The organism is Chryseobacterium joostei (assembly GCF_003815775.1).
Classification (GTDB): domain Bacteria; phylum Bacteroidota; class Bacteroidia; order Flavobacteriales; family Weeksellaceae; genus Chryseobacterium; species Chryseobacterium joostei.
Window position 1 is genome coordinate 1,938,711 of sequence record NZ_CP033926.1, and the last position, 22,464, is coordinate 1,961,174.

Consider the following 22,464-nt stretch of genomic DNA (forward strand, 5'->3'; position numbering starts at 1 on the left):
ATTTGGTAGCAATTTAAATCTTTTAACTTCTTTGCCATTTCGCCTTTTTTGCTTTCCTATTATAAAACCTTACTTTTGCAAAAAAACCCATGAAATACTCTTTTTATACTGTCATGATGTTGTTGTCCCTGATTTCATGCGGAAATAATGACAATATAATTGATGATCCAAGGCCTATTGATCATGAAATTCGGAATTTTGAATTCAGAAATTATACGGTAAAAAACACTGTTTTGTATAAAGGATCATCGGGACAAAAGTCAACTCCTGAAGAATCTTACTTGAAAAACTATTGGAGTTCTTATCAGCAGCCGACATGGAAAATCATCGGCCTTGATTTGAAACACAATTCCATAAAATTGATTTCAGGAACTTCTGCGAATGCATCATACCCTATCAAAATCATTAATGATTCTGTATTAATCAATGAAAATGGCATTAAGCCCAATTACTTAGGAGATTTCAATAAAGAGACCTCAACATTTACTCTTAAAAGAACTTTCAGATATATCAAAAAGGCTCCAAGAGACCACGGTGCGTTATTTATTAACCAAAATACAGATTTTGGTATCACTCAATATGAAAATGTCTTTGGAACTGTTTTTAGTTCTCCCTCTGAAATGACGGAAGCAGATGACACCATTCTTTGGAGCAATATAGAATATCATTACAAATCATTGTAAATTAAAATTTTGTTAGAAAAAACTCCCCAAACATATTTTGTTTGGGGAGTTTTTTTTATTTCAATTGATTCAATAATGTTTCTTCAAAAACTAAAATCGGATTTTACTTTTTCACAAATACATTTTCAATGATCTGTAGTTCTTCTTTTTTCAGTTTTGAGGTTTTCTCAAGCTTTGCAATAAAAGTGGCTACTTCTTCAGGAGTTGATGGTGAACCCAGGTTTTCTCCCTTAGCATTAAATGAATCTGCTAATACTTCTCCTTTTGGATTTAGGATTAGCCAAAAAGGAAGTCCTGCATTTTCTCCTTTATATTTATTCATTAGCTCCTGTCCGCCAGGATTTTCAAGGGATTTTTTTTCACCTCTTTCCTGAACGTCTACATAAGCCGTAACAAACTTCTTATCAAAAAGAGGTTTGGTTTCTGGAAGATTCATATTCTTTTCCATCATCTTGCACCATTTGCACCACGAAGCATGAAACATTAGTAGAACATTTTTCTTACCCGCTTTAGCCTCTGTAAGTGCTTTATTTAATACCACATCTGCTTTTTCCTGTGCTGTTCCTAACTGAAATAACAGTAAGGCAACCACTACAATAATCTTAGAATATTTCATTGAATTTTTATTTTATGCTATACGAATGTAGGAATTTTACAAGAAAAAGATTGTTCATTTATTTTAATTATTTTTAAATAGAAATGAATATAGAATACAAAAATTATATCCCTACAATCAGGGGTTATCTTCAATACGGGAAATTAATTACTTTTACATTCTATTAAAATAATACCGGAATGAAGAAGATTGGAATATCAATCATTATAGCTTTGTCTTCGATGCTAAGTGCACAGACTAAACAACAGGTTGATGCTTTCTATGCAGCCATCAGTAGTAATGATTTATCGTTGGTAAAAAAACTAACGGAACAGGGATATCCTATTAAAGCTGTTCTTTCGGATCAGATTTTACCCGTAAAGGCAGCTATCTGGAAAAAAAACCTACCCATGGTAGAGTACATGGTGAATAAGGGTGCTAATATCACTGCAGACAAAACCCTGATTGATACAGCCATTGAATATGGAAGCCCGGAAATTACTCGTTATCTTCTTGGAAAGGGGCTTTATGCTCAAAATGCATTATATACTGCCATTTTTTATGAAAATTTTGAAATTGCAAAGGAGCTTTATGTTAACCATCAACCTCAGAAAACTGAAAGAGAAGACCTTGGTAAATTTCTATTGCTATCCGTAAAAAATAATGATCTTGAGTTTATAAAGAAAGTTCCTCTAAAAGGTAAAGACTCTCCCATAGATTATTTTGATTATGACGGATACAATGCATTGCTTTATGCTGTAGAAAAGAATTATACTGAGATTGCGAAATATCTTTTGTCTCAGGGCGCTGATAAAAAATCCAGAATCACCTTTGAAACAGATAACGGAATTGTTGAGGGGAAAACCGCTTTACAGTTTGCAAAAGCCAATAAAAACACAGAACTTATCAGGCTTTTAAAGTAAACACATTCACCATAATCACCATGAAAAAACTAATATTCCTTATTTCCGCTTCCATTTTTTTAGGCTGTAATAAGACCTCAAAAACAGAATCCAGCAAAGTAAACCACGCTACATTGTTAGTGGCTACTGAAGGCCATATCTTTAACTTTAATCTTGACGAAAATAAAATGGCCTGGCAATATAAAAGTGCCATAGACAGTGCCGGCAACAGAAATCTCTTTACACTGGATGGGCAGAATATTTTCATGCCTTTTGAAAGTGGAAAGCTAATTAATTTTGATATTAATAGCGGTAAAATCATCTGGCAGCAACAGATCTATGGCAATGGAGACCAACCGTTGGATATGAGCAATGACGAGAATGAAGAAGCAAAAAGGCTAAGCTCAAAGATGCCTTTATTTATGGCAAAACCTTTAGTAGACGGTCAAAATATTCTAATGGCATCAACCGGGCATCCCTCAGAAGTTAGTAGTGCATGGCTCTATAATTTCAATAAGGCTGATGGTACAAAAAACTGGCTTAGTGAACTACCAACGATATATAATTACTTTGCCCCTGTAAAATACCGTAATTCCTATTTTGTGAATTCGGCTGTCTTTCTGGAAAAACTTAGTGCTCAAAATGGTGTAAATACTTCGTATGGAATGTTTGACGGAGATGTAGAAATTGCAGGACAACCCTTACAGCATAACGAGGTCAACCAATTTGAACGTCCCCTTTACAACCAGATGTACACTGATGGTAATACTCTTTTCATTGGAAGTGAAACAGGAACCATCTATGCCCTGAGTCTTGATAAAGATGGCAATCTCCCAAATGGTGACATCTCTGATCCAAATAATACTTTCATTAAAAATCCTAAGGTGTTCAAATGGATTTACAAGAATGACAAACTTGTTGCTAAAAGAAGCCATATCCTCTTTTTTGAGGACGGTACTTTATACACGGAGATGAGAATATCGTCTAATACAGAATCAAATCTTCTTGCCATTAATGCAGAAGACGGAAATCTGGAATGGGGACAAATTCTGCCATCTGATGTTTTAAACTGGACTATTAGCCATGGTAAAATCATTGGTAATAATGCTAATACTCTTTTTTATATAGACACGAACGGAAAAAATTTCACCAAAGTCAAAATTAAAGATAAACCTCTTTCCGGTATTGAATCTATAGATGCCACTCATTTTGTATATGTTACCCAAAAAGGAATTGAAATTTTTGATACCCAAACCCAAGCAGCAAGATTAGTTATTGCAAAGGCATTCAATGATAATGAATACAACAATCTGCAAATCAAGTATATTTCAAAATAAATAAAGTATACTATTGAAAAGTATCAAACATATAATTAACAAAATCTTCCATTATTTAGGCTTTGTACTGATGATGATTATGGTGGCTTGCCTATTATTTTGGATCAATAATTACCGTTATTTCATCTATGCATTGATTGTTGCTGTTGCTGCTTTTTTATTAAGAAAAACACCAAAGACAGGCTGGAAAGCAAAAAGTGAATATTTTTTAATGATACTGGCATTTGTTTACTTTCCTTTACTCACCATAATGTCTGTTTCTCCTTTTCTACAATTCAAGGAGTTTCAATGGACTCATCTCGGATGGCAGCAAACGAAAGGACAGGTATTATCTTATAAATGTGAGTGGGAACCACCGTTTAGGAGATTGAGTGGATATGCTTATATTGACGTATCCTATCAATATCAAATCAATCATAAAGTGTATACAAATACTGAAGAGAAAGTTGAAAAAATGTATTATCCTATATGGGAGAGTAAGGAAAGAATACAATTATTAAAGACTGATCTTTTAGAGCAAGCAAAACAGCAGACCGAGTCCCGAAAATTCATTCTTCTATTCAATAGAAACAATCCGAAAGAGAGTAGATTTTTTATTTCCCATTCGCTATTTTATCCTCAGGGGTCTGGAATTTATGCTTTTTCTATCTTTATTGGTGTTTTAATTTTATTGCTGATTATTAATGTATATTTTTCGTTCAAAAATAAGAACGCAATATGAAGAGTTACAATTCAGGGAAATTAATATGTTCTAAAAGGTGAAAACAATTATTAAATATATACTGGTCAGATTTATCATTATGGCCATTCCTTACTTTGCCTGGTTTGCTTTATTTGCAGAGGCAGGCTATCACCGTCAAACATATGATCTGGACCTACTGCCGCTATATGTTTTTTTCTTTTTTGGTGGGTTAATAGGTATTGAAACTCTTTTCCGTATCAACAGGAAAGAAAAAACAAAATATTTATCTAACATTTTACTTTTGATATTTTTTATTTTGTTGTATTTTGTTTTACCTCATAGAGAGAATTTTAATTAAATAAAAATACTGCTTTTCTTGTCAGACTATGTATTGAATCCCTCCTAAGAAAAGCTTAAAAACTAAAAAACCTACCAATAAGATGAAACTAAATATTAAAAAAAAATACATTATACTCTGGTGTGTCATCATCATTGCCGTTATCATTCTTCCAGATATCAAAATGTACTATCAGCAGTACAAACTAAGATCTGAAAAACTGCCGGAAAGATTTCTGTCTTACTCTACACTGGATAGTCTGAAAGACAATGATTATGAAGTATTGAAAATATATGGGGGCTTTAATGAACCTGTACTTCAAGGAAACGACAGTACAATTATCATCATTTCCGGAAGTAGAAAAGAATCAAAAGACGGCGGCGATGATATCGTAAATAAATGGTATAAAATAAATCTGAACGGTCAGATAACAGACTCCCTCCAATATAGCTACAATAGTCTAAACTCTACACATAGCTATCAGACTTTCAACGATTATATTGTAGATGTGGATCAAAACACCTACTCTAACTGGATTAAAGATGGAGACACCATTCATTATCCCTATAAAAACATTACTGAAAATAAAATTTTTCCCGTTTCTGAAGCACAAAAGATCATTGCAGACAAGGAATATATGTACGATGATATCATTCATTCTGATACGGCTGATAACGATTACAAATACAAATTAGTTGTATATAAGGATAATGTCTGGAACTATTTTTATACAGAAAAGAACTGGACTGATTATCCTGCATACAAAACCAATAAAAAGTCCATTCAGTACGATGCATCTACCTATAACATAGATGCTCAGGCAAATGTCATTAAAAGAGATTACGTTCACAAAGAAAAATGGAATGCCCGTTCTTTTTGGAATCTAAAGAATTTCAGTTGGGGATCGGGAAATGGTTCTGGTGGTGATGGCTGGATCGGTACAAGTTATTTTTCGGTTAAAATGCCAAAAAAAACACTTCATTACAAGCAGTCTGTTTCTATAGATTATCCTGATGGAAATTTAAGAGATCCTTTTTCTTATTTTATTTACCAACCGCAAAACGGAGCCTATCTGTTATTGATCGACACTCAAAATCAAGTCTATTATCTGATAAGGCCTAAGAAGTAAAAAACTGTTGGTCTCTGTATATTCTTCTTTTCCTAATATTTTAGCAAGGAAACCACCAATGTAAAGAATATATTCTGTTGTTTTTAAAAAATATATTAATATGACCATCAGAAATCCCCTCTTTATCTTCTCTTAGCGTAATGGCCTGAAGTGTTCCCTCACCATCAACATCCAGATTCCCTATGTTTCTGATTGCATTTGGAAATATCTGTTTAAGATCATTAATGGTAGACTTTGAATCTATTTTTATTCCCTTATACAGAATATAGTTTCCGTTGAGAAATCTAAATTCGTCTACAGCTACTTTCTGACCGCTGTTTTCAAAGCGTGATCCACTTTTATACAGATACTTATCGTTCATTCCATTACCATCCGGAGTCTCAAAAATATAAGTACAGGGCTGCTCTTCTGACAATAATCTTGTACTGTCTGCCTTACCGAATACTTTTCCAAAGTCATTAAGGCTAAAAAACCGTCTCAGCTTACCATTAAATCTTATATCTTCCTCCAGCATCACTTCGTCCAGAGTATCTTTTTTAATTTCTGCAGCTTTGGAAATATTTTGAATGGCTGAATCGGTTTTAACTTCGTTTTTCTGTATCTCTTTCTGAGTTACCGTATCCTTTTTGCTCTCCTTTTTTTGATTACAGGATTGGAATAAAATAACAGCCAGTACCGGCAAAAAATATTTCATAGATTAGTTTTGTTTGTGTTGGTCATGATAAAAAGGATACAATAGTCATCCTTAATGAAGCATATTATACAGATTGAATGTTGTGAGACTTTTATATTTTGTAATACAATAGAATCTCACAAAGCGTTACTTATTGCTCCTTGATTATTAATGTAGATTATTATTTTGCTTGTAAAGTTCATCATCCGTTTCTTTTAGAAAATCAAGATAACTAAAATTAGCAGGTTTGCGCTTACGGTATTCCAGGTATTCTTTATAGTATCCAAATGCTCCACCTAGTCTGGAGGTTAATAGGAAAGTCTCATGAGCAGCAATGGCATCTATATACCCCACTTTCTTTCCTTTACTGTTAAACCTGGATAAAACCAGATATATGGTATTATTTTGATAACAATTAAAAACCCTGGCTCTTTCCTCATTTTCTTTACCATCATCAAAAACCAGATTGAACTTTTCTTTTTTAATCAGTAAATAATTCAATACTTTCTGAAAGCTTTCTTCATCTTCAATAGTAAGTGTATACCCCTCCAGATTATTTTCTTTACCTTTTCCATAAAAACGGATCATACTTTGTGTAAAGGAATCTGTATCGGGAGCTTTTCCGATCTCAATTTTAGCAAAGTTTAATGAAAGTTTACCATCATCAACAGCCTGAGACAGGTAAGAAGAATATTGGGCTGCCTGAGTTCCAACTCCTGCATCGGAAGCTGTTAAATCAAACTTTTTTAATTCTTTCTGTTTGACTGGTAGTATAAGTTTCTCCAAGTCAAACTGCTGGCCTTGGCATGACTGAAATAAAAATGTCATACTTACGATTAAAAAGAAAGATTTTAGCTTATCCATATTATTAAATTTCATGTTGAAAAATGAGCGAATAAGGTACAAAAAATAGATTGGACATTTAGCTTATAAATGATATGAAATACATTTTCACACCATTGTATGCGTTCAATAATGTATAAGCTTTTAATAGGCTTTATTTCCTGAAATAGTTAAGGTATGCCTCGTACTTATCGAAGGACAGCATCTGCCATCTTCTTCAGCATATTCCAATTTTTTTACTCTAATTTTTCCATTTTTAATTTCATCAAAACTAAACAGGTAATCTGGTTCGTAGCCGGCAATTACTTTCACCTTGCTCCCCGTATTCTTGTACAATGATAATCCTTGTCCTATAATTGCATTTCCACCTTCAGGTGCAACAGACCAATAAATGGCCACATCATCTATTCCATCGCCGGTAAAGTCTCCTACATAAGGTTCTTGGAGATCAATGACGCCACCATAGGTTTTAAGAATATTGGGTAAATAATCTTCAAATTGCTTCATCGCCAATTTTACGGCTTCTTCTTTTGAAAGTCTGTTGTTTGAGGATTCTGATTCTTTAGGTTTTTCTTTTTTTTCCGGAGAAAGCTGTTGCACTTCTTTCGGTTCACCCTTATGTTCTTTACGATCTGAGTTATTACAACCTGCCAGCACTCCTGCCAGACAGATTATACCGATGATTTTTTTCATATATTTTGTAGTGAATCTCTATTTATTTCTAATCATAAAATTGCTGATATAAATATACGGCAATAGAATAATATGATAAAAAGCAAACCCGGCGGTAAACTTTGTTTACCGCCGGGTTAATTTATAATTAAATGTTAGTGTTTCTTACATTTATTATTTTACTTCTTCGAAGTCTGCATCCTGTACGTCTTCTGCTCCTGCATTGTTACCTCCAGGGTTTTGAGCGCCAGCTCCTGCATCAGCACCAGGCTGTTGACCAGCTGCATATAATTCTTCAGAAGCTGCCATCCATGCTGCATCTAATGCTTCAGTTTTAGCTTTAATATCATCAGAATTTTTAGCTTCAAAAGCTGTTTTCAATTCAGCGTGAGCTGTTTCAATTGCTGCTTTTTTGTCAGCAGAAAGTTTCTCACCGAATTCTTTTAATTGCTTCTCAGTTTGGAAGATCAATCCGTCAGCTTTGTTGAAGATTTCAACTTCTTCTTTTCTCTTCGCATCAGCTGCAGAGTTTTCCTGAGCTTCTTTCTTCATTCTTTCGATTTCCTCGTCAGAAAGACCTGAAGAAGCCTGAATTTTGATAGACTGTTCTTTACCAGTTCCTTTATCTTTAGCAGATACACTTAGGATACCGTTAGCATCAATATCGAAAGTTACTTCAATCTGAGGAACTCCTCTTGGTGCTGGTGGAATATCCTGAAGATCGAATCTACCGATTTCCTTATTATCGTTGAACATTGCTCTTTCTCCCTGTCCTACTCTAATGCTTACAGCTGGCTGGTTGTCAGAAGCTGTAGAGAATACCTCAGATTTTTTAGTTGGGATTGTAGTGTTCGCATCAATTAATTTAGTGAATACAGAACCCATAGTTTCGATACCTAAAGAAAGTGGTGTAACGTCTAGAAGTAATACGTCTTTTACGTCTCCTGTTAATACACCTCCCTGAATAGCTGCACCAATAGCTACAACCTCATCCGGGTTAACTCCTTTAGATGGTTTTTTACCGAAGAATTTTTCTACTTCTTCCTGGATAATAGGGATTCTTGTAGACCCTCCTACCAAGATTACCTCATCGATATCAGAAGTTGATAAACCTGCATCTTTTAAAGCTTTAGCAACCGGCTCCATAGATCTTCTTACAAGATCAGCAGATAATTGCTCGAATTTAGCTTTAGTTAAAGTCTTCACTAAGTGTTTAGGACCTGTAGCTGTAGCTGTGATATATGGTAAGTTAATCTCAGTCTGTGGAGAAGAAGATAACTCGATTTTTGCTTTTTCAGCAGCTTCTTTCAATCTTTGAAGAGCGATAGCATCTGATTTTAATTCTACCCCTTCTTCAGCTTTGAATTCGTCAGCCATCCAGTTGATGATCACATCATCAAAGTCATCACCTCCTAAGTGAGTATCACCGTTTGTAGCTAATACTTCAAATACACCGTCTCCTAAATCTAGGATAGAGATATCGAAAGTACCACCACCAAGGTCATATACTGCGATTTTTTGATCTTTGTGGCTCTTATCAAGACCGTAAGCTAACGCTGCAGCTGTAGGTTCGTTGATAATTCTTTCTACTTTAAGACCTGCAATTTCACCAGCTTCTTTAGTAGCTTGTCTTTGTGCATCGTTGAAGTATGCAGGAACAGTGATTACAGCTCTCGTTACTTCTTGTCCAAGATAATCTTCAGCAGTTTTCTTCATTTTCTGAAGTGTCATTGCAGAAATTTCCTGTGGAGTATATTCTCTGTCGTCGATTTTTACTTTTACGGTATCGTTTGGTCCGCTTACTACTTCGTACGGTACTCTTGAGATTTCCTTTGCATCTTCTTTAAAGTGAGTTCCGATAAATCTTTTGATAGAGTATACCGTTTTCTTTGGATTCGTTACAGCCTGTCTTTTTGCAGGATCTCCTACTTTTCTTTCTCCATCTTCTGTAAATGCTACGATAGAAGGAGTTGTTCTTTTCCCTTCTGCGTTAGGAATAACAACAGGGTCTTTACCCTCCATTACAGCAACACAAGAGTTGGTTGTTCCTAAGTCAATTCCAATTATTTTACTCATAATATTTTATATTTTTTCTATTTTTAATTTTATTTACACTCACTATTTCACAATATCTGTACCATTTAAAAAATAGTGACAAAATGACATAACAAAAATAAAACCTCGATTTAATCGAGGTTTATAAATCTATATTTAGGAAAAAATATCATTTTTAAAGAACCAAACATGTCAGTATAAGTTGATTTTCTCCATTCGCATTCCAGATTTCTATTGACTTTCTTTTAAAACCTGAATCAGAAAATATCCTAAATCTCTATCCACAGGATTTATTCTTCCTGTATTGAACCCTACTCCCATTCCATTGCCACTGATTCCTACTCCATCAACTCCTAATCCTGAAAAACTAAAGAAGCGATTAAATTGCTCTAGCTTCCATTTGATCCATACCGCCATTCCTGTAATGCCTCCTTTAACAATCTTCAATTCTTCATTTTCTTTTACTATTGCTCTAAAAAAAGTGTTATTTTTTACCTCTTTTTTATCTCCGTTAATTTTAAATTTTGAGGCAGTATCATTACTAACAGATGGCCCTCCAAAGATATATACTGTATTTTTTTCAAGCAGCTCACTCATTCTCTCAACTTCTGAATCATTAAGGGAATAGGTATCCAGAATAAGTTCCGAATCACTCTGTTTATCACCTTTTTTATAGCTGATAATACTATAAGCATTGGCTCCGTCCTTTTTTGCATCATTGGCAATAGCAGAAAATAGATGTCCAACATATGCATTTTGGGAATATGCCTTGTATCTATTTACCAAAACAGAGGTATAATTTTCTGCATTTTTCAGAGGAATCATAAATTCTTTCGGACTTAGATTTTCTGCCATTCCCTTTTCAACAACCTCTACCTGCTGACTGTATCCTAAACTGAATACTTGTAACAAAAATGATATAATCATTTTTTGTATAATCCGTTTATTAAGCATTTTTTCAATGGTTATTTTTAATATATGTTTTACTGTATCCTTTTGTTTGGGGAGATGGAAGAACTTCTGCCACTATAGTATTATTCTTTATACTTAGTTTTTCTCTAGAAAGAAATGTTCCCGCCTGCACATGTTTCAATTTAAATTCCATTTCTGCTTTTTTAGTATTGATACAGTAAGTTCCCTCTGAAGTTTTTTCAGATAATTTATTATCAAATTCCACAACCCGTCCATCTTTATAAAACTTTAGGCCTTTCTTTAAAGAGCTTATCTTTACGGTATCTGATCGAGAATTCAATAGGTAAGGTTTACCATTTATTTCTGTCAGGTTATAAACGGCTGTAGTATCAATTAGCTGATATGTAGAAATATCATAACAAGGATCATCAAATGATGATCCTTTATTTATCAAATTCATACAGCTACTGCAGATTGCAATTGCTATTAATATATGTAGTCCCATATTTACCATGACGTGAAAGGGTTTCTAGTTTGATATTGAAAATAGGGTTTCCAGTCCCAGGATGTATTTACAAATCCACCATCTTGTATGATTCCATGTATTGCCTTATCTTGTATTGCATGTCTTACATGTTCACTATTCACTCCTACTCTATAATTTTTATATCCTACAGACAGAACTCCTAATCTATATTTAGGACCTACTTCATGTACAAAGTCTCTAGGGTACTTTCTTCCAAATGAGGTAGCACCATCTACTCTTGAAAATTTTCCTTTTGCATCTGACATTCCTGTACTTTTTTCATAATCTAAGTCTCTGTAGCCTGTAAATAAGTTGAAGCCAGCTGTGAAATCTCCCACACTTAAGTTTAAAGCAGCAGTTCTATAACTATCTCCTCTATCTCCCAATCCTAATGTTTTTATTCCAAAACCACCATCATTTTCATACATTGCTTTAAAATCTCCAGCATGGAGTCCTATTACTCCTGTTTTCTGACTTAATTCAGCCATCTCTCCAGATCCGCTCCACCAATTAGATCCTAAAGAAAGGCCATATTTACCATCATCATAACTAAGCATTGCAGACTTTCGGTATTCCCAGCCACTAAGACCACTTCCCGCATTGGAGGTTTGATAGGTTACTCCGTATCCTAAGGAAAGTCCAAAATCTCCATTTTGATAGCTTATACTAAAGTTAAATCCTGCACTTACTCCCTGCCCTAATGCAATGGATGGTGATATTGAAAAACTGAAGCCGCCTCCTAAATTGATATTAAAGCTTGGCATAAAGGACCCTATAAATGCAGACACCATCTGGCTGCCAAAGGAACCGGTGGGGACTCCTATAGCTCCCATAATGGCACCTTGTATGGCGCCTCCCAAAATAGACATCCCGAATTTACCCCAACTCCAGTCTCCTGTCTGTATGGCTTGTCCTATATAGCTTACGGCACCGGTAGCAGCTCCTATAATTGCGCCTGCAATTACCAAGGCCCAAATAATTTCGCCACTAGGATCCATATACATCAATGGGTTATTCAATACATATCCAAATCTGTTATAATTCTGTGTATTAAAGGGATCCTGTATATAATTATCTACAGATAAGAAAGTGTGCAGTTTAGGATCATACATTCTTCCATTCATATGAATAAGCCCAACCTGCATGAAGTGTTCATGTCCTGTGTATCCTCTTTCGATAAACAGATCTGCTGCACCTTTTTTCAAATCTATTTTCTTCCCATCTTTCTCCAGATATGTCAAATTTCCCCAAGGATCAAATTGTCTTCTTTCTTCAGCTTTCCCATCCTTACCGGAAATGGCTAAAATAGTTCCCTGATAATCTCTATGAAGATAGTGAATTCCCTCGCTCAAGTATTCATCATATATATCAAAATCTTTGACATGAATAACAGGAGCTGAATAAGGATCCCCTGCGATATAAGTAATAATCCTTGTTCTTATAAATTGAGCAGGAGCTCTTCCTGGGAAACGATTCTCAATAATTTCAACGGTATTATCATCAGAATAAAGTTTGTTTTTTGCATAATATGTGAAATAACTGTTATAATTATATTCTGAAGATGCTCTTGTCTGGTGAATATTGTAGGTGAATTTTGCCATTTCATCACCATCCTGCATAATACTTACAGGATTTTTGTAGGCATTATATGAAATAGTCTGGAGTTGGTTTACCTTATAATAAGCATCACCTGTAGGATTTAAATTTATTCCCTTCTTTCTATACCTGTTACCGTCTGCATACTTGTAATCTCCAACCTCGCTGTTGTTACTTATTCTTCCGTAGGTATCATAGGTTTGCGATTGAACTCCGTTAGGATTGTTCCAGGAGATTAACCGCTGCATATTATCATACTCGAAGCTTTCCTGCCAACCGTTTGTAATTGCATCATTGCTTCTTTTTTTCAATAATCCCGTGCTTCCCTCAAATGTATAATTATTAGACAGAATCAAACCGGAATTGTTCTTATGCCTTACTCCTCTTAAAAAATAATTGGCATCATAGGAATTGGCGATATCTGTTCCATTACCAAAATTGGCAGAAATTATCTGTCCTTTTTCATTGATACTGCTTAATTTCCAGAGTACATTTCCATTCGCATCATTAATTCCTGTTAGCATTCCACAAGAAGCATATACATTTTCAATCGTCACTTCACTTGAAAGTGTGCCATAGATCGTATGTTTAGTTTCTCTTTTTACTCTTCCAAAACCATCATAGATAAAGTTTTTCTTAAAAATGGCAACACCGTTATTTTCTTCACTTTGAGCTAATCGGTAATAGTTATCATATTGATAGGTATAGGAATTATTTACTCCATTGGACGTTCCTACTTCAGAATCGAGAAGTCCCTGCGCAGTGTAATTATAAACTATTTTTATATCTGTATTGTCGCCTGTAATGTCTTTTTTGATAGCTCTTCCATACTGATCATAGACATATACTGTTTTACCTTTAGGATTTTCTTCTGTCAGAAGTTGCCCCAAACCATCATAAAAATAGGTATAATCTCCTCCGACAGATGGATCGGACATTTTAGTTTTTCTTCCCCATCCATCCTGTTCTACATTTATAACATGTCCCGCATAATTTGATGACTTCAATCCACCGTTGGCATAATAAGTATAATTAATGACACCTCCATTATCAGACATTTTAATTTTATTTCCCCATTCATCCTTAGTAATGGATTGTGTTTGTTGCCCATCAGTAACTGTTGCCGTTAATGCATTATAAGAAGAGGTAATAATTTTTCCGGTTGGAAAGGTATTCTTGATCACTCTTCCATATACATCATACTCCGTTACAGTCCACTTACTTGGCGAAGTTGTAGAGAAATAAGGTTCGCTCACCTTATATGGCCTGTCTAAAACATCATAATCTGTTCTTTTTTCAATCCATTTGTCATTAAGAGATAATGCCTTTTCAATACGTGTTCGTCCCCAGTTATCGGTATAGGTTTCCTTGATTGCTCCAGTAGGATTCACTACGCGTAACTTGATTCCGTTAATAAAATCTCCTGTGGTAATCCACTCTTGGAAATACTGGGTAACATTATTATAAATATCTCTTTCTCCTACTTTTCTTTGCCAGGTATCATATACATTTGAAGCTGTCTGATTTAAATTATTTGTACTGGAAAGCAACATCCCAAAATTAGGATCATAACTGAATAAAGATGTAGCCCCCAAAACATCAGTAGTTTTAATTGGAAACCTACCTGTAGGATCATACTGCATTTTTTCAATTCTTGGAGCCACCCCTGTTGCTGAAAGGGTTTTCTGAATATTATTTCCAAATGCATCGTAAACAAAATCTTCGGTAATATAATCTGTATTGTTTCCTTTCTTCTTGGTTTGGCTAATAAGACCGTTGGCATATGTGATAAGGTCTTCCGTAGAAAAAGTATCAGTTCCAAGCACCTGTATTTCGGTCTTTTTCACTGGTCTTCCCACATAATACTGACTTCCTGTTCCCGATGGGTTATCTTCATAATCCATCAAGGTTGTTTTTTCTCCACCGTTGGCTACCGTTCTTGTTTTTTTAGGGTTATTATAAGAATCATAAAGATCATAATATTGGTTGATGGTAGTTCCTGCCAAATTATCAATCTGCTGTACCTGTGATGGCAGATTCACAAAAACCTTATTGGTCAGTAACGAAGTTGTATAGCTGTTGATGGTTTTAGAAACAAAGGTACTTGGGGAGTTAAAATCCGGAGTGGAATTGAGATATGTTTCTTTCACCGCCCCTCTTTTCTGAGGGTCCTGTAAAGAAACAGTCCAAAAAGGCTGTGTTACAGTTCCTCCATATACGGATGATGTAGCAACTCCCTTAAAACCTATTAGGCCCAAGCCTTCCATGTTCATTACAACCCCTTTATATCTATATTCCTGTATTTTGGTTTCTCCATTAAAGCTTTTCTCAACTTTTTTTACAAGTTTTACAGATGGAGCAATATTAAGATTAATGTAAGGATACTGCTCAGCAGTATCTGCAGTATAAGTACCAGAACCATTTCCCGTATCTATAGCCGCATCATATGAAATATCCGTTACCAGATCATTCACCTTAATTCTCTTTAGGGTAACATCTATACGGTTATCTTTTTTGAATGATACATATTTTATTTTATCACCACCAAAAAAGGCATAATCCAGATTCTGGTTTGTGATATTAGAATTACTTAAAAATATAGGTGTTCCTTTATTAATGGCTCCTCCGTAGGTGTAATTATTTTGCCAGCCGTCTATATAACCTGAAAAGCTAGGCATTCCGTTCGTATTGCTTCCCATATTGTACTTCACACCTCCTCTGTCTCTGATACTATAATTATCCCCATAGGCCAAATAAGCTCCATTTTGAGCAGATCCATAGTCTGGCACATTATGAGGAGTCAGAATATCATGGTAGAACAAATCGGCCTTTCCGTCTCCATTTATATCTGTAAAAGAATAATAGAACGTTTGAAGCATATGCCCGCAAATATTGGATCCTGATGGCCCCGGATAACAGGTATTCTGAATCTGAGGCTTAAAATAATTGGTTCCAATATCCCTTACATTTCCCATAAATGATTCTCCGGAACTTATAATGAAAAACCAATTGGTATTGGCATTATCTATAGGAAATACCACATCTGTTTTACCATCTCCATTAAAGTCGGCAAGATAACATGGCAGATCTTTTTTAATAAGATTATGTGAGAATGATGCCTTTTGAACAAAGGCTCCGTTTTTTGTTCCGAATACATATAATTGACCGGGATTGAAGACATACAGGTCAGAAACACCATCACCCTCAAAATCTGCCGAATATATTCTGGACTCTCCTGTGATCACACTGTTGGATCCCAACATGAGAGGATTTTGAACAGCAGAATTGTTCGGATCCAATTTTAATAGGTAAAAACTGGAAATATTAATTGTAACCCCCTGATTACAACAACCCGGCGGCGGTCTGTTGGTATCACTTACTTTGGCCGGACCACAGTAATAATTTTGATTAACTGTGTAAGGCCGCAATACTGCCAAAATATCAGAAACCCCGTCACCATCAAAATCCCCAACCAAATAATCCTTTGGAATCCTGTTGTAGTAGGTGTTACTTCCATTAATCACATTGCATCTTTCATTCATTGCAGTATAAAACCTGTAAGAATTGGTGAATGAAAGATCAAGGGAATTAGCAGAATTAGGAATATAATTATTTATTTTGATCACCTCCTCATCCGTAACGGGAGTTGTAGTACTGGTTATAACGGTAGAAACAGCATCGAGATTGTAAAACTTATTATTAGGCAGTACTAATTTCGTTGAAAAAATTTCCTTAAACTTTTCAACATTAGTCACAGCACCTGCCACATTGGATGTGGAATTCATCAACTGGCTGGAATTGAATCTATAAAGCTGATCTCTGGAATTAGGATAAGTCATAAAATCCAGAGAGCTATCACTATCAAAATACCCTGAAGTATACTGCCAATTGCTTCTGTCATAGGCCGGAGAAACCCCTGTTATCGTTTTGGAGTTATTGCTGATCCCATTCTCTGTATTATCATATTCAAAAGTAACAGGCTTTACCGCTTCGCCACTGCCATTATATTGCTGAACTCCAACAAGTCTTTGATAATTCAATGAAGTTACATCGTAAGTCAATTGATATTTTCTGAAAAGCTGGTCATTTCCCGTAACCTCTACCCTATCCAGTTTTCGGTGTGAATAGATATCCCGGGCACCATAAATATAAGCCTGATCTGTGCGGGCTGCATCTTTGTAATAAAACTGTATTTTATTAGGACTGTTATCTGGATTAACCGACGAGTTATTACCATATTCTATTGTTTTAACGTAGATATAGTTATTAAAGCTGTCATAGGTAAATTTAATCCTGTTTTGCTGGGCATCTTCAATATAATTGATCTTCCATTCATAACTATTGGATCCCAAAAAGCCACTTCCACCTCCATATTTTGTGGTTTTACCATCAGGATAATATACCATAAAATATTCCGGTCCGTTGGCAATATTTCCGTGGGAAACAATTTTAACGTTAGAATACTGTTCTGTCTGATATTCTGCGCCGTCTGCACCATATGTACCGGACTTCAGAAGCAATCGCTGCCCATCAAAGGCAAATCTGTCAGTATCGTTATAGTTCACCCCGTCAATCACTCCATCATGGAATTTTGTAGAAGCCACTCTGGTAATGGATGATATTCCGCCAATATTCCAACCCCATCCTGCAACCCCATTTCCTGCCTGGCTGGAGTAAGTCAAGGAAATACTTGGTGCTACATTTTTAATCCCGGGGAGATTGGCAATAGGTATCGTATAATTAGCACTTCCTCCCGGAGATACTGATAACTCACCCGATGTCTGTCCTACAGACTGCCCATTCAGTAGCCCCACTACTGAGAGTAGAGCTAATAAAAAGTAAATTTTGATTCTCATGGTTTGTAGTTTGGGTTATTGTTTTAAAATCTTGTAGGTCAGCTTTTCTCCGGTATTCAAATGGAAAACAACCACATACATTCCTATCGGCTTATCCGAAAGGTCCAATACCACTTTATTTTCTCTTTTATCAAAGGTAAGCTCCCGGTACTGGGTAAAGTTGTAGGCTATATATTCCACTTTTTGGATCATAGCACCAAATTCAGGAGACCACACAAGGGTCGCCTTGTCTTTCGTTGGGTTCGGGTAAATTTTAACCTGATACTCTGGAGGAGGAAACTCTTTTTTACCGAGCTGTTCATCGACGAGTGCATTTTTATCTGCAATTAAGCATAAAGCACAATATCGTCTTACGATTTGATTTCCTCCGCTATCATACTCAAATGATAGCGACTGTGATTTAATTCCCTCTATTGAAATCAATAAGAAAAGAATTAGCAGTAAATTTTTTCTCATAAACAATATCTTAGTATTCACAAAAGTCCAGAAAACAAATCAGTTGCGAAAGGACAATGTATCATAGATCAGGGATATAAATAAGATTAATTGTCTAAAAATTAACCATTATTTGTTTTTTTTAGATATTTTTGATAAAAAAACACTAATTACCATGAAAAATTATCAGAAAAACCTTTTTGAATTACTATTAAAGGAATCCGGAGGAAAAAAAAACCTGGTAGATATCATGATTGACAAACTGGCACTTTCCAATGATACTGCTTACAGGAGAATCAGTGGCAGAAGCCATATCACCCTGAATGAAGGCATTTCGCTGGCTTCTCATTTTGGGGTTTCATTGGATTTGATTCACAACTCAGCACCGAATAACGCTGTTTTGAACAAGATTCATGATATTTATAATATTGATGATCTGGAAATGTATTTCGATTCCTCCATTAGAAACCTACAGAAAGTTAAAAATAATCCTGATGTAGAATTTATCTATGCTGCCAAGGATATTCCGCTTTTTTATTTTATGAGGTTTGAGAATTTGAGAAAATTCAAAATCTATGCATGGCTAAAGTTGATGGATGTTGTCTTTTTCTCTCAGAGAATCAGTTTCGAAGACTTTGAAATTCCTGAAAAAATCAGTCAGAAAGCGATTCTTTTATCTGAGGTGTATAACGATGTAAATTCCACGGAAGTATGGAGTAATGTTACCATCTATACTCTTCTTGAGCAAATCATTTATTTTCATCAACTAGAATCAATCAACACGGAAAACGCCCTAAAGATTTGTGAAGAAATTACAGAAATGCTTACTCAAATAGAAGAAGAAGTCATTAGTGAGAAAAAAGGATCACTCAAATTATATCAGAACGACCTTCTGATCATGAATAATAGTGTCTTTATAAGATTTTCTGACCAGAAAATGCTCTTTTTACCCTACAATATTCTGAGCTATTATTACACATTGGATGAGAGAGTCTGTGGGAACTATGAAAAAAGTCTTGAACTAATTTTGAAAAACTCGGAACTTCTTTCTGCCAACAATAAAGCCAGGCATATTTTCTTCAACAAAATGTATAAAAAAGTAGAGGAAATAAAAAAGATGCTGCAAACCTATCATCAGTCATAAAGACATCTATCCCTTGAAATAACACAGGCTCAGGAATTGCTAAAATTAATCAAAGTTTAACCTAATAAATAGAGCCAGAAACTTTACGAATTATTATTTTTGATAAAATATATACATTTAGAATGTCATTACACTTTAATCCACGAGATATTACATGGCTTGCTTTTAACGAAAGGGTTTTACAGGAAGCCATGGACGAAAAGGTTCCTTTGCATTTAAGAATACGTTTTCTTGGAATTTTCTCCAATAATCTGGATGAGTTTTTCAGAGTGCGTGTTGCCGGATTAAAGCGTGCCATGGATTTTAAGGAAAAAGTCATTGCAGAGTCTTTTTACCAGCCTCCTTCCAAGATTCTTCAAAGGATCAACGAAATTGTAATGAGGCAGCAGCTGAACTTCGACAAAACCTGGAAAAACATCCAGGCTGAAATGGCTGACCATAAAGTTTCCATCAAAAATTCTAAAAACCTAACCGCAAATCAAAAGGAATTTGTAAGAAGATATTTCGATGAGGTGGTAGAATCCAATGTGATTCCTATTCTTCTTCACGAAAATACCCCAATGCCCTACCTGAGAGATAAAAGTCTCTATCTGGGGGTTGCTATGAGAAAAAAAGACTGGCAGTATTCCAGTAACTACGCCATTATTGAAATTCCGTCACGTTTTGTAGGAAGATTTGTCTTGCTGCCTACTGAAGATCCGGAAGAAAAAAATGTAATGCTTCTGGAAGATGTAATTACATTCAACCTCCCCCATATTTTCTCTTATTTCGGGTATGATGAATTTGCAGCAAATGCATTTAAAGTTACTAAAGATGCTGAGTTGGATCTGGATAATGACATCCGTACCAACTTTGCAGAAAAAATAGAAAAAGGACTCAAAAACCGAAGAAAAGGAAAACCTACCCGATTCGTTTTTGACAAGGACATGGATAAAGCCTTACTGGAGCTCCTTATCCGAAAATTGAATTTAACCAAAAAAGACAGTATTATTCCGGGAGGAAAAATTCATAATTTCAAACATTTCATGGACTTCCCTGATGTTTTTGAAACCTATGCAAGACCTGTGGAAAGAACTTCTTTTACCCATCAGGCATTTGAACATGGTGAAAGAGTAACGGACGTTATTTTAAAGGAGGATGTATTGCTTACATTTCCTTATCATAAATACAATCCGGTTATTGATCTTCTTCGTGAAGCGGCCATGGATCCGGATGTAAAATCCATACAAATCACAGCTTATCGTCTGGCGAGCAGTTCAAAGATCATCAATGCATTGATCTATGCCGCAAGAAACGGTAAGGAAGTTACTGTAATGCTTGAGCTTCAGGCAAGATTTGATGAAGAATCCAATCTGGAATGGAAAGATATGCTGGAACCGGAGGGAATTACAGTTCTTGTAGGCCTTCCCAACAAAAAAGTTCATGCCAAGCTTTGTGTTATCAAGAAAAGAGCCCATAACAAAACAATTCAATATGGGTTTGTGAGTACCGGAAACTTTAATGAAAAAACGGCCAGAATCTATGGTGACCACTTGCTTCTTACTGCAGATCGTGGTATCATGGCCGATATTAATAAGGTATTCAATGTACTGAAAAAGCCAAAGGATGATTACCTTCCGGTATTAAAAACTTGTAAAAATTTACTGGTTTGTCCGCAGTTTATGCGTGAGAAGATCGTTCATCACATTGATAAGGAAATTGAAGAGGCTAAAGTGGGAAGAAAAGCCGAAATTATCGTCAAGGCCAATTCTTTAAGTGACAGACTCTTGATTGAAAAACTATACGATGCAGCAAAAGCCGGAGTGATTGTAAGATTAATTGTACGAGGAATTTACTGCGTTATTAACCAAAGAGATTTTAAGGAAAAAATTAAAGGTATAAGTATCGTAGATGAATATCTGGAACACGCCAGAGTAATGTATTTCTACAATAAAGGAGCAGAAGATATGTATATTTCCTCTGCTGACTGGATGACCAGAAACCTTGATTACAGAATTGAAGCTGCCGCCAAGATCACAGATAAAAATCTTAAAAAGGAACTAAAGGATATTCTTGACATCCAGCTTAGGGATAATGTAAAAGCAAGAATACTAGACAAAAAACTAAGCAACGAGTATGTAAGAAACGACAAAAAGGAATGTCGTTCACAAATAGAAACCTATAAATATTTAAAGGCTAAAACGAGCAAAAAATGAAGATAGCAGCAATAGACATAGGAAGTAATGCAGCCAGACTTCTGATTAATGAGGTAAAAATAAATAATAAAAAACCCGAATTCATTAAACTCAATCTCCTGAGAATCCCTCTGAGACTAGGAATGGATGTATTCACCATTGGAAAGATTGGTGAAGAAAGAGAGAAAATGGTCGTTGATTCTATGAAGATATTCAGTGATCTGATGAAAATCTATAAGGTAGATCATTACAGAGCCTGCGCCACCAGCGCCATGCGTGATGCAGCAAACGGAAATGAAATCATAGAAAGAGTAAAGGAAGCCTCAGGCATCAATATTGAAATCATCTCCGGAGACGAAGAAGCCACGCTTATTTACGAAAACCATGTAGCAGAGGGGCTTGACAAAGATTTCGCTTATTTATACATTGACGTAGGAGGTGGTTCTACCGAACTTACATTCTATGAAAACGGTAAAATGATGTACGAAAGATCGTTCAATATAGGAACCATCCGTCTTCTCAATAATCTTGTCACAGAGGATAATTGGAAAGAAATGAAAGATGAAATCAAGGAAAATATTGTCAGCAAAAAACCAATTGTTGCCATTGGGTCAGGAGGAAATATCAATAAAGTGTTTTCCATGAGTAAAACCAAGGATGGAAAGCCCATGTCCTCTTCTCATTTGAAAAAGGTGTACAAAGAATTCAATGAACTTTCTGTAGAAGAAAGAATGACAAAACATAGTCTTAGAGAAGACAGGGCTGATGTATTGGTACACGCATTAAATATTTTTAATAATGTGATGTCCTGGGCTGATATCAACAGAATCTTTGTTCCGAAAATTTCTGTTGCAGACGGATTGATTCAGAACATCTACAGTCAGTTACAGCATAAAATATAGTTTTAAAGCAT

The 22,464-nt window shown here is 35.3% G+C and carries 18 protein-coding genes; 9 read left to right on the top strand and 9 right to left on the bottom strand.

Annotated elements, in window-relative coordinates; translation table 11 throughout:
• The first annotated feature begins 89 nt into the window (after nucleotides 1-89).
• On the top strand, nucleotides 90-683 hold the full coding sequence (locus EG359_RS08790; protein ID WP_123867307.1) for a hypothetical protein: 594 nt from the start codon (nucleotides 90-92) through the stop codon (nucleotides 681-683).
• A 103-nt stretch (nucleotides 684-786) separates the two neighbouring features.
• Here EG359_RS08790 and EG359_RS08795 read toward each other — a convergent pair whose 3' ends face one another.
• On the bottom strand, nucleotides 787-1,299 hold the full coding sequence (locus EG359_RS08795; RefSeq protein WP_076352486.1) for a thioredoxin family protein: 513 nt from the start codon (nucleotides 1,297-1,299) through the stop codon (nucleotides 787-789).
• A gap of 179 nt (nucleotides 1,300-1,478) precedes the next feature.
• On the opposite strand from EG359_RS08795, the gene EG359_RS08800 reads away from it, so the two are divergent.
• The 5 genes from EG359_RS08800 to EG359_RS08820 all read left to right on the top strand — a co-directional run bounded on the left by EG359_RS08800 (nucleotide 1,479) and on the right by EG359_RS08820 (nucleotide 5,665).
• A complete protein-coding gene (locus EG359_RS08800) occupies nucleotides 1,479-2,201 on the top strand; it encodes an ankyrin repeat domain-containing protein (protein WP_084180323.1) in 723 nt (240 codons plus the stop codon).
• 20 nt (nucleotides 2,202-2,221) lie between these two features.
• Nucleotides 2,222-3,517, top strand: coding sequence for an outer membrane protein assembly factor BamB family protein (locus EG359_RS08805; protein ID WP_084180324.1), 1,296 nt, complete (start codon nucleotides 2,222-2,224; stop codon nucleotides 3,515-3,517).
• 13 nt (nucleotides 3,518-3,530) lie between these two features.
• The gene (locus EG359_RS08810) at nucleotides 3,531-4,238 is read left to right on the top strand and encodes a hypothetical protein (protein WP_123867308.1); all 708 of its coding nucleotides are present in this window, start codon (nucleotides 3,531-3,533) and stop codon (nucleotides 4,236-4,238) included.
• A 37-nt stretch (nucleotides 4,239-4,275) separates the two neighbouring features.
• Nucleotides 4,276-4,557, top strand: a complete 282-nt coding sequence (locus EG359_RS08815) for a hypothetical protein (RefSeq protein WP_123867309.1) — start codon at nucleotides 4,276-4,278, stop codon at nucleotides 4,555-4,557.
• A gap of 82 nt (nucleotides 4,558-4,639) precedes the next feature.
• Entirely contained in the window at nucleotides 4,640-5,665 is a 1,026-nt protein-coding gene (locus EG359_RS08820) for a hypothetical protein (protein ID WP_076352490.1), read from the top strand.
• A 40-nt stretch (nucleotides 5,666-5,705) separates the two neighbouring features.
• On the opposite strand, the gene EG359_RS08825 is transcribed toward EG359_RS08820, so the two are convergent.
• From EG359_RS08825 to EG359_RS08860, 8 genes are all read right to left on the bottom strand, one after another.
• Nucleotides 5,706-6,359 carry a hypothetical protein gene (locus EG359_RS08825; protein ID WP_076352491.1) on the bottom strand — a complete coding sequence of 218 codons (654 nt, stop codon included), beginning with the start codon at nucleotides 6,357-6,359 and terminating at the stop codon, nucleotides 5,706-5,708.
• A 147-nt stretch (nucleotides 6,360-6,506) separates the two neighbouring features.
• On the bottom strand, nucleotides 6,507-7,202 hold the full coding sequence (locus tag EG359_RS08830; protein WP_123867311.1) for a hypothetical protein: 696 nt from the start codon (nucleotides 7,200-7,202) through the stop codon (nucleotides 6,507-6,509).
• Nucleotides 7,203-7,325: 123 nt separating this feature from the next.
• Nucleotides 7,326-7,874 carry a hypothetical protein gene (locus EG359_RS08835; RefSeq protein ID WP_076352493.1) on the bottom strand — a complete coding sequence of 183 codons (549 nt, stop codon included), beginning with the start codon at nucleotides 7,872-7,874 and terminating at the stop codon, nucleotides 7,326-7,328.
• 153 nt (nucleotides 7,875-8,027) lie between these two features.
• Entirely contained in the window at nucleotides 8,028-9,929 is a 1,902-nt protein-coding gene (dnaK, locus tag EG359_RS08840) for a molecular chaperone DnaK (protein WP_076352494.1), read from the bottom strand.
• 210 nt (nucleotides 9,930-10,139) lie between these two features.
• Nucleotides 10,140-10,835 (bottom strand): hypothetical protein, encoded by a 696-nt coding sequence (locus EG359_RS08845; RefSeq protein WP_076352495.1) that lies wholly within the window; start codon nucleotides 10,833-10,835, stop codon nucleotides 10,140-10,142.
• 31 nt (nucleotides 10,836-10,866) lie between these two features.
• Nucleotides 10,867-11,280 carry a hypothetical protein gene (locus tag EG359_RS08850; RefSeq protein ID WP_123867313.1) on the bottom strand — a complete coding sequence of 138 codons (414 nt, stop codon included), beginning with the start codon at nucleotides 11,278-11,280 and terminating at the stop codon, nucleotides 10,867-10,869.
• A 47-nt stretch (nucleotides 11,281-11,327) separates the two neighbouring features.
• The gene (locus EG359_RS08855; protein ID WP_076352497.1) at nucleotides 11,328-17,798 is read right to left on the bottom strand and encodes a polymorphic toxin type 23 domain-containing protein; all 6,471 of its coding nucleotides are present in this window, start codon (nucleotides 17,796-17,798) and stop codon (nucleotides 11,328-11,330) included.
• Between the two features lie 15 nt (nucleotides 17,799-17,813).
• Nucleotides 17,814-18,254, bottom strand: coding sequence for a T9SS type A sorting domain-containing protein (locus tag EG359_RS08860; RefSeq protein ID WP_076352498.1), 441 nt, complete (start codon nucleotides 18,252-18,254; stop codon nucleotides 17,814-17,816).
• A 154-nt stretch (nucleotides 18,255-18,408) separates the two neighbouring features.
• Between EG359_RS08860 and EG359_RS08865 the strand changes: the two genes are divergently transcribed.
• The 3 genes from EG359_RS08865 (at nucleotide 18,409) to EG359_RS08875 (ending at nucleotide 22,453) form a co-directional block, all read left to right on the top strand.
• Nucleotides 18,409-19,377 (top strand): hypothetical protein, encoded by a 969-nt coding sequence (locus EG359_RS08865; RefSeq protein ID WP_076352499.1) that lies wholly within the window; start codon nucleotides 18,409-18,411, stop codon nucleotides 19,375-19,377.
• A 122-nt stretch (nucleotides 19,378-19,499) separates the two neighbouring features.
• Nucleotides 19,500-21,572: a polyphosphate kinase 1 gene (gene ppk1, locus EG359_RS08870; protein ID WP_076352500.1), complete on the top strand. Its 2,073-nt coding sequence runs from the start codon at nucleotides 19,500-19,502 to the stop codon at nucleotides 21,570-21,572.
• Nucleotides 21,569-22,453 (top strand): Ppx/GppA phosphatase family protein, encoded by an 885-nt coding sequence (locus EG359_RS08875; RefSeq protein ID WP_076352501.1) that lies wholly within the window; start codon nucleotides 21,569-21,571, stop codon nucleotides 22,451-22,453. The genes ppk1 and EG359_RS08875 overlap by 4 nt, the downstream gene beginning before the upstream one ends.
• The last annotated feature ends 11 nt before the right edge of the window (nucleotides 22,454-22,464 follow it).

What these genes read in the sequence shown, in the direction of transcription:
- dnaK (WP_076352494.1), bottom strand. Translation starts at nt 9,929, where the DNA reads ATGAGTAAAATAATTGGAATTGACTTAGGAACAACCAACTCTTGTGTT.
- EG359_RS08875 (WP_076352501.1), top strand. Translation starts at nt 21,569, where the DNA reads ATGAAGATAGCAGCAATAGACATAGGAAGTAATGCAGCCAGACTTCTG.
- ppk1 (WP_076352500.1), top strand. Translation starts at nt 19,500, where the DNA reads ATGTCATTACACTTTAATCCACGAGATATTACATGGCTTGCTTTTAAC.
- EG359_RS08865 (WP_076352499.1), top strand. Translation starts at nt 18,409, where the DNA reads ATGAAAAATTATCAGAAAAACCTTTTTGAATTACTATTAAAGGAATCC.
- EG359_RS08800 (WP_084180323.1), top strand. Translation starts at nt 1,479, where the DNA reads ATGAAGAAGATTGGAATATCAATCATTATAGCTTTGTCTTCGATGCTA.
- EG359_RS08820 (WP_076352490.1), top strand. Translation starts at nt 4,640, where the DNA reads ATGAAACTAAATATTAAAAAAAAATACATTATACTCTGGTGTGTCATC.
- EG359_RS08855 (WP_076352497.1), bottom strand. Translation starts at nt 17,798, where the DNA reads ATGAGAATCAAAATTTACTTTTTATTAGCTCTACTCTCAGTAGTGGGG.
- EG359_RS08795 (WP_076352486.1), bottom strand. Translation starts at nt 1,299, where the DNA reads ATGAAATATTCTAAGATTATTGTAGTGGTTGCCTTACTGTTATTTCAG.
- EG359_RS08805 (WP_084180324.1), top strand. Translation starts at nt 2,222, where the DNA reads ATGAAAAAACTAATATTCCTTATTTCCGCTTCCATTTTTTTAGGCTGT.
- EG359_RS08830 (WP_123867311.1), bottom strand. Translation starts at nt 7,202, where the DNA reads ATGGATAAGCTAAAATCTTTCTTTTTAATCGTAAGTATGACATTTTTA.
- EG359_RS08790 (WP_123867307.1), top strand. Translation starts at nt 90, where the DNA reads ATGAAATACTCTTTTTATACTGTCATGATGTTGTTGTCCCTGATTTCA.
- EG359_RS08845 (WP_076352495.1), bottom strand. Translation starts at nt 10,835, where the DNA reads ATGATTATATCATTTTTGTTACAAGTATTCAGTTTAGGATACAGTCAG.
- EG359_RS08860 (WP_076352498.1), bottom strand. Translation starts at nt 18,254, where the DNA reads ATGAGAAAAAATTTACTGCTAATTCTTTTCTTATTGATTTCAATAGAG.
- EG359_RS08825 (WP_076352491.1), bottom strand. Translation starts at nt 6,359, where the DNA reads ATGAAATATTTTTTGCCGGTACTGGCTGTTATTTTATTCCAATCCTGT.
- EG359_RS08850 (WP_123867313.1), bottom strand. Translation starts at nt 11,280, where the DNA reads ATGAATTTGATAAATAAAGGATCATCATTTGATGATCCTTGTTATGAT.
- EG359_RS08835 (WP_076352493.1), bottom strand. Translation starts at nt 7,874, where the DNA reads ATGAAAAAAATCATCGGTATAATCTGTCTGGCAGGAGTGCTGGCAGGT.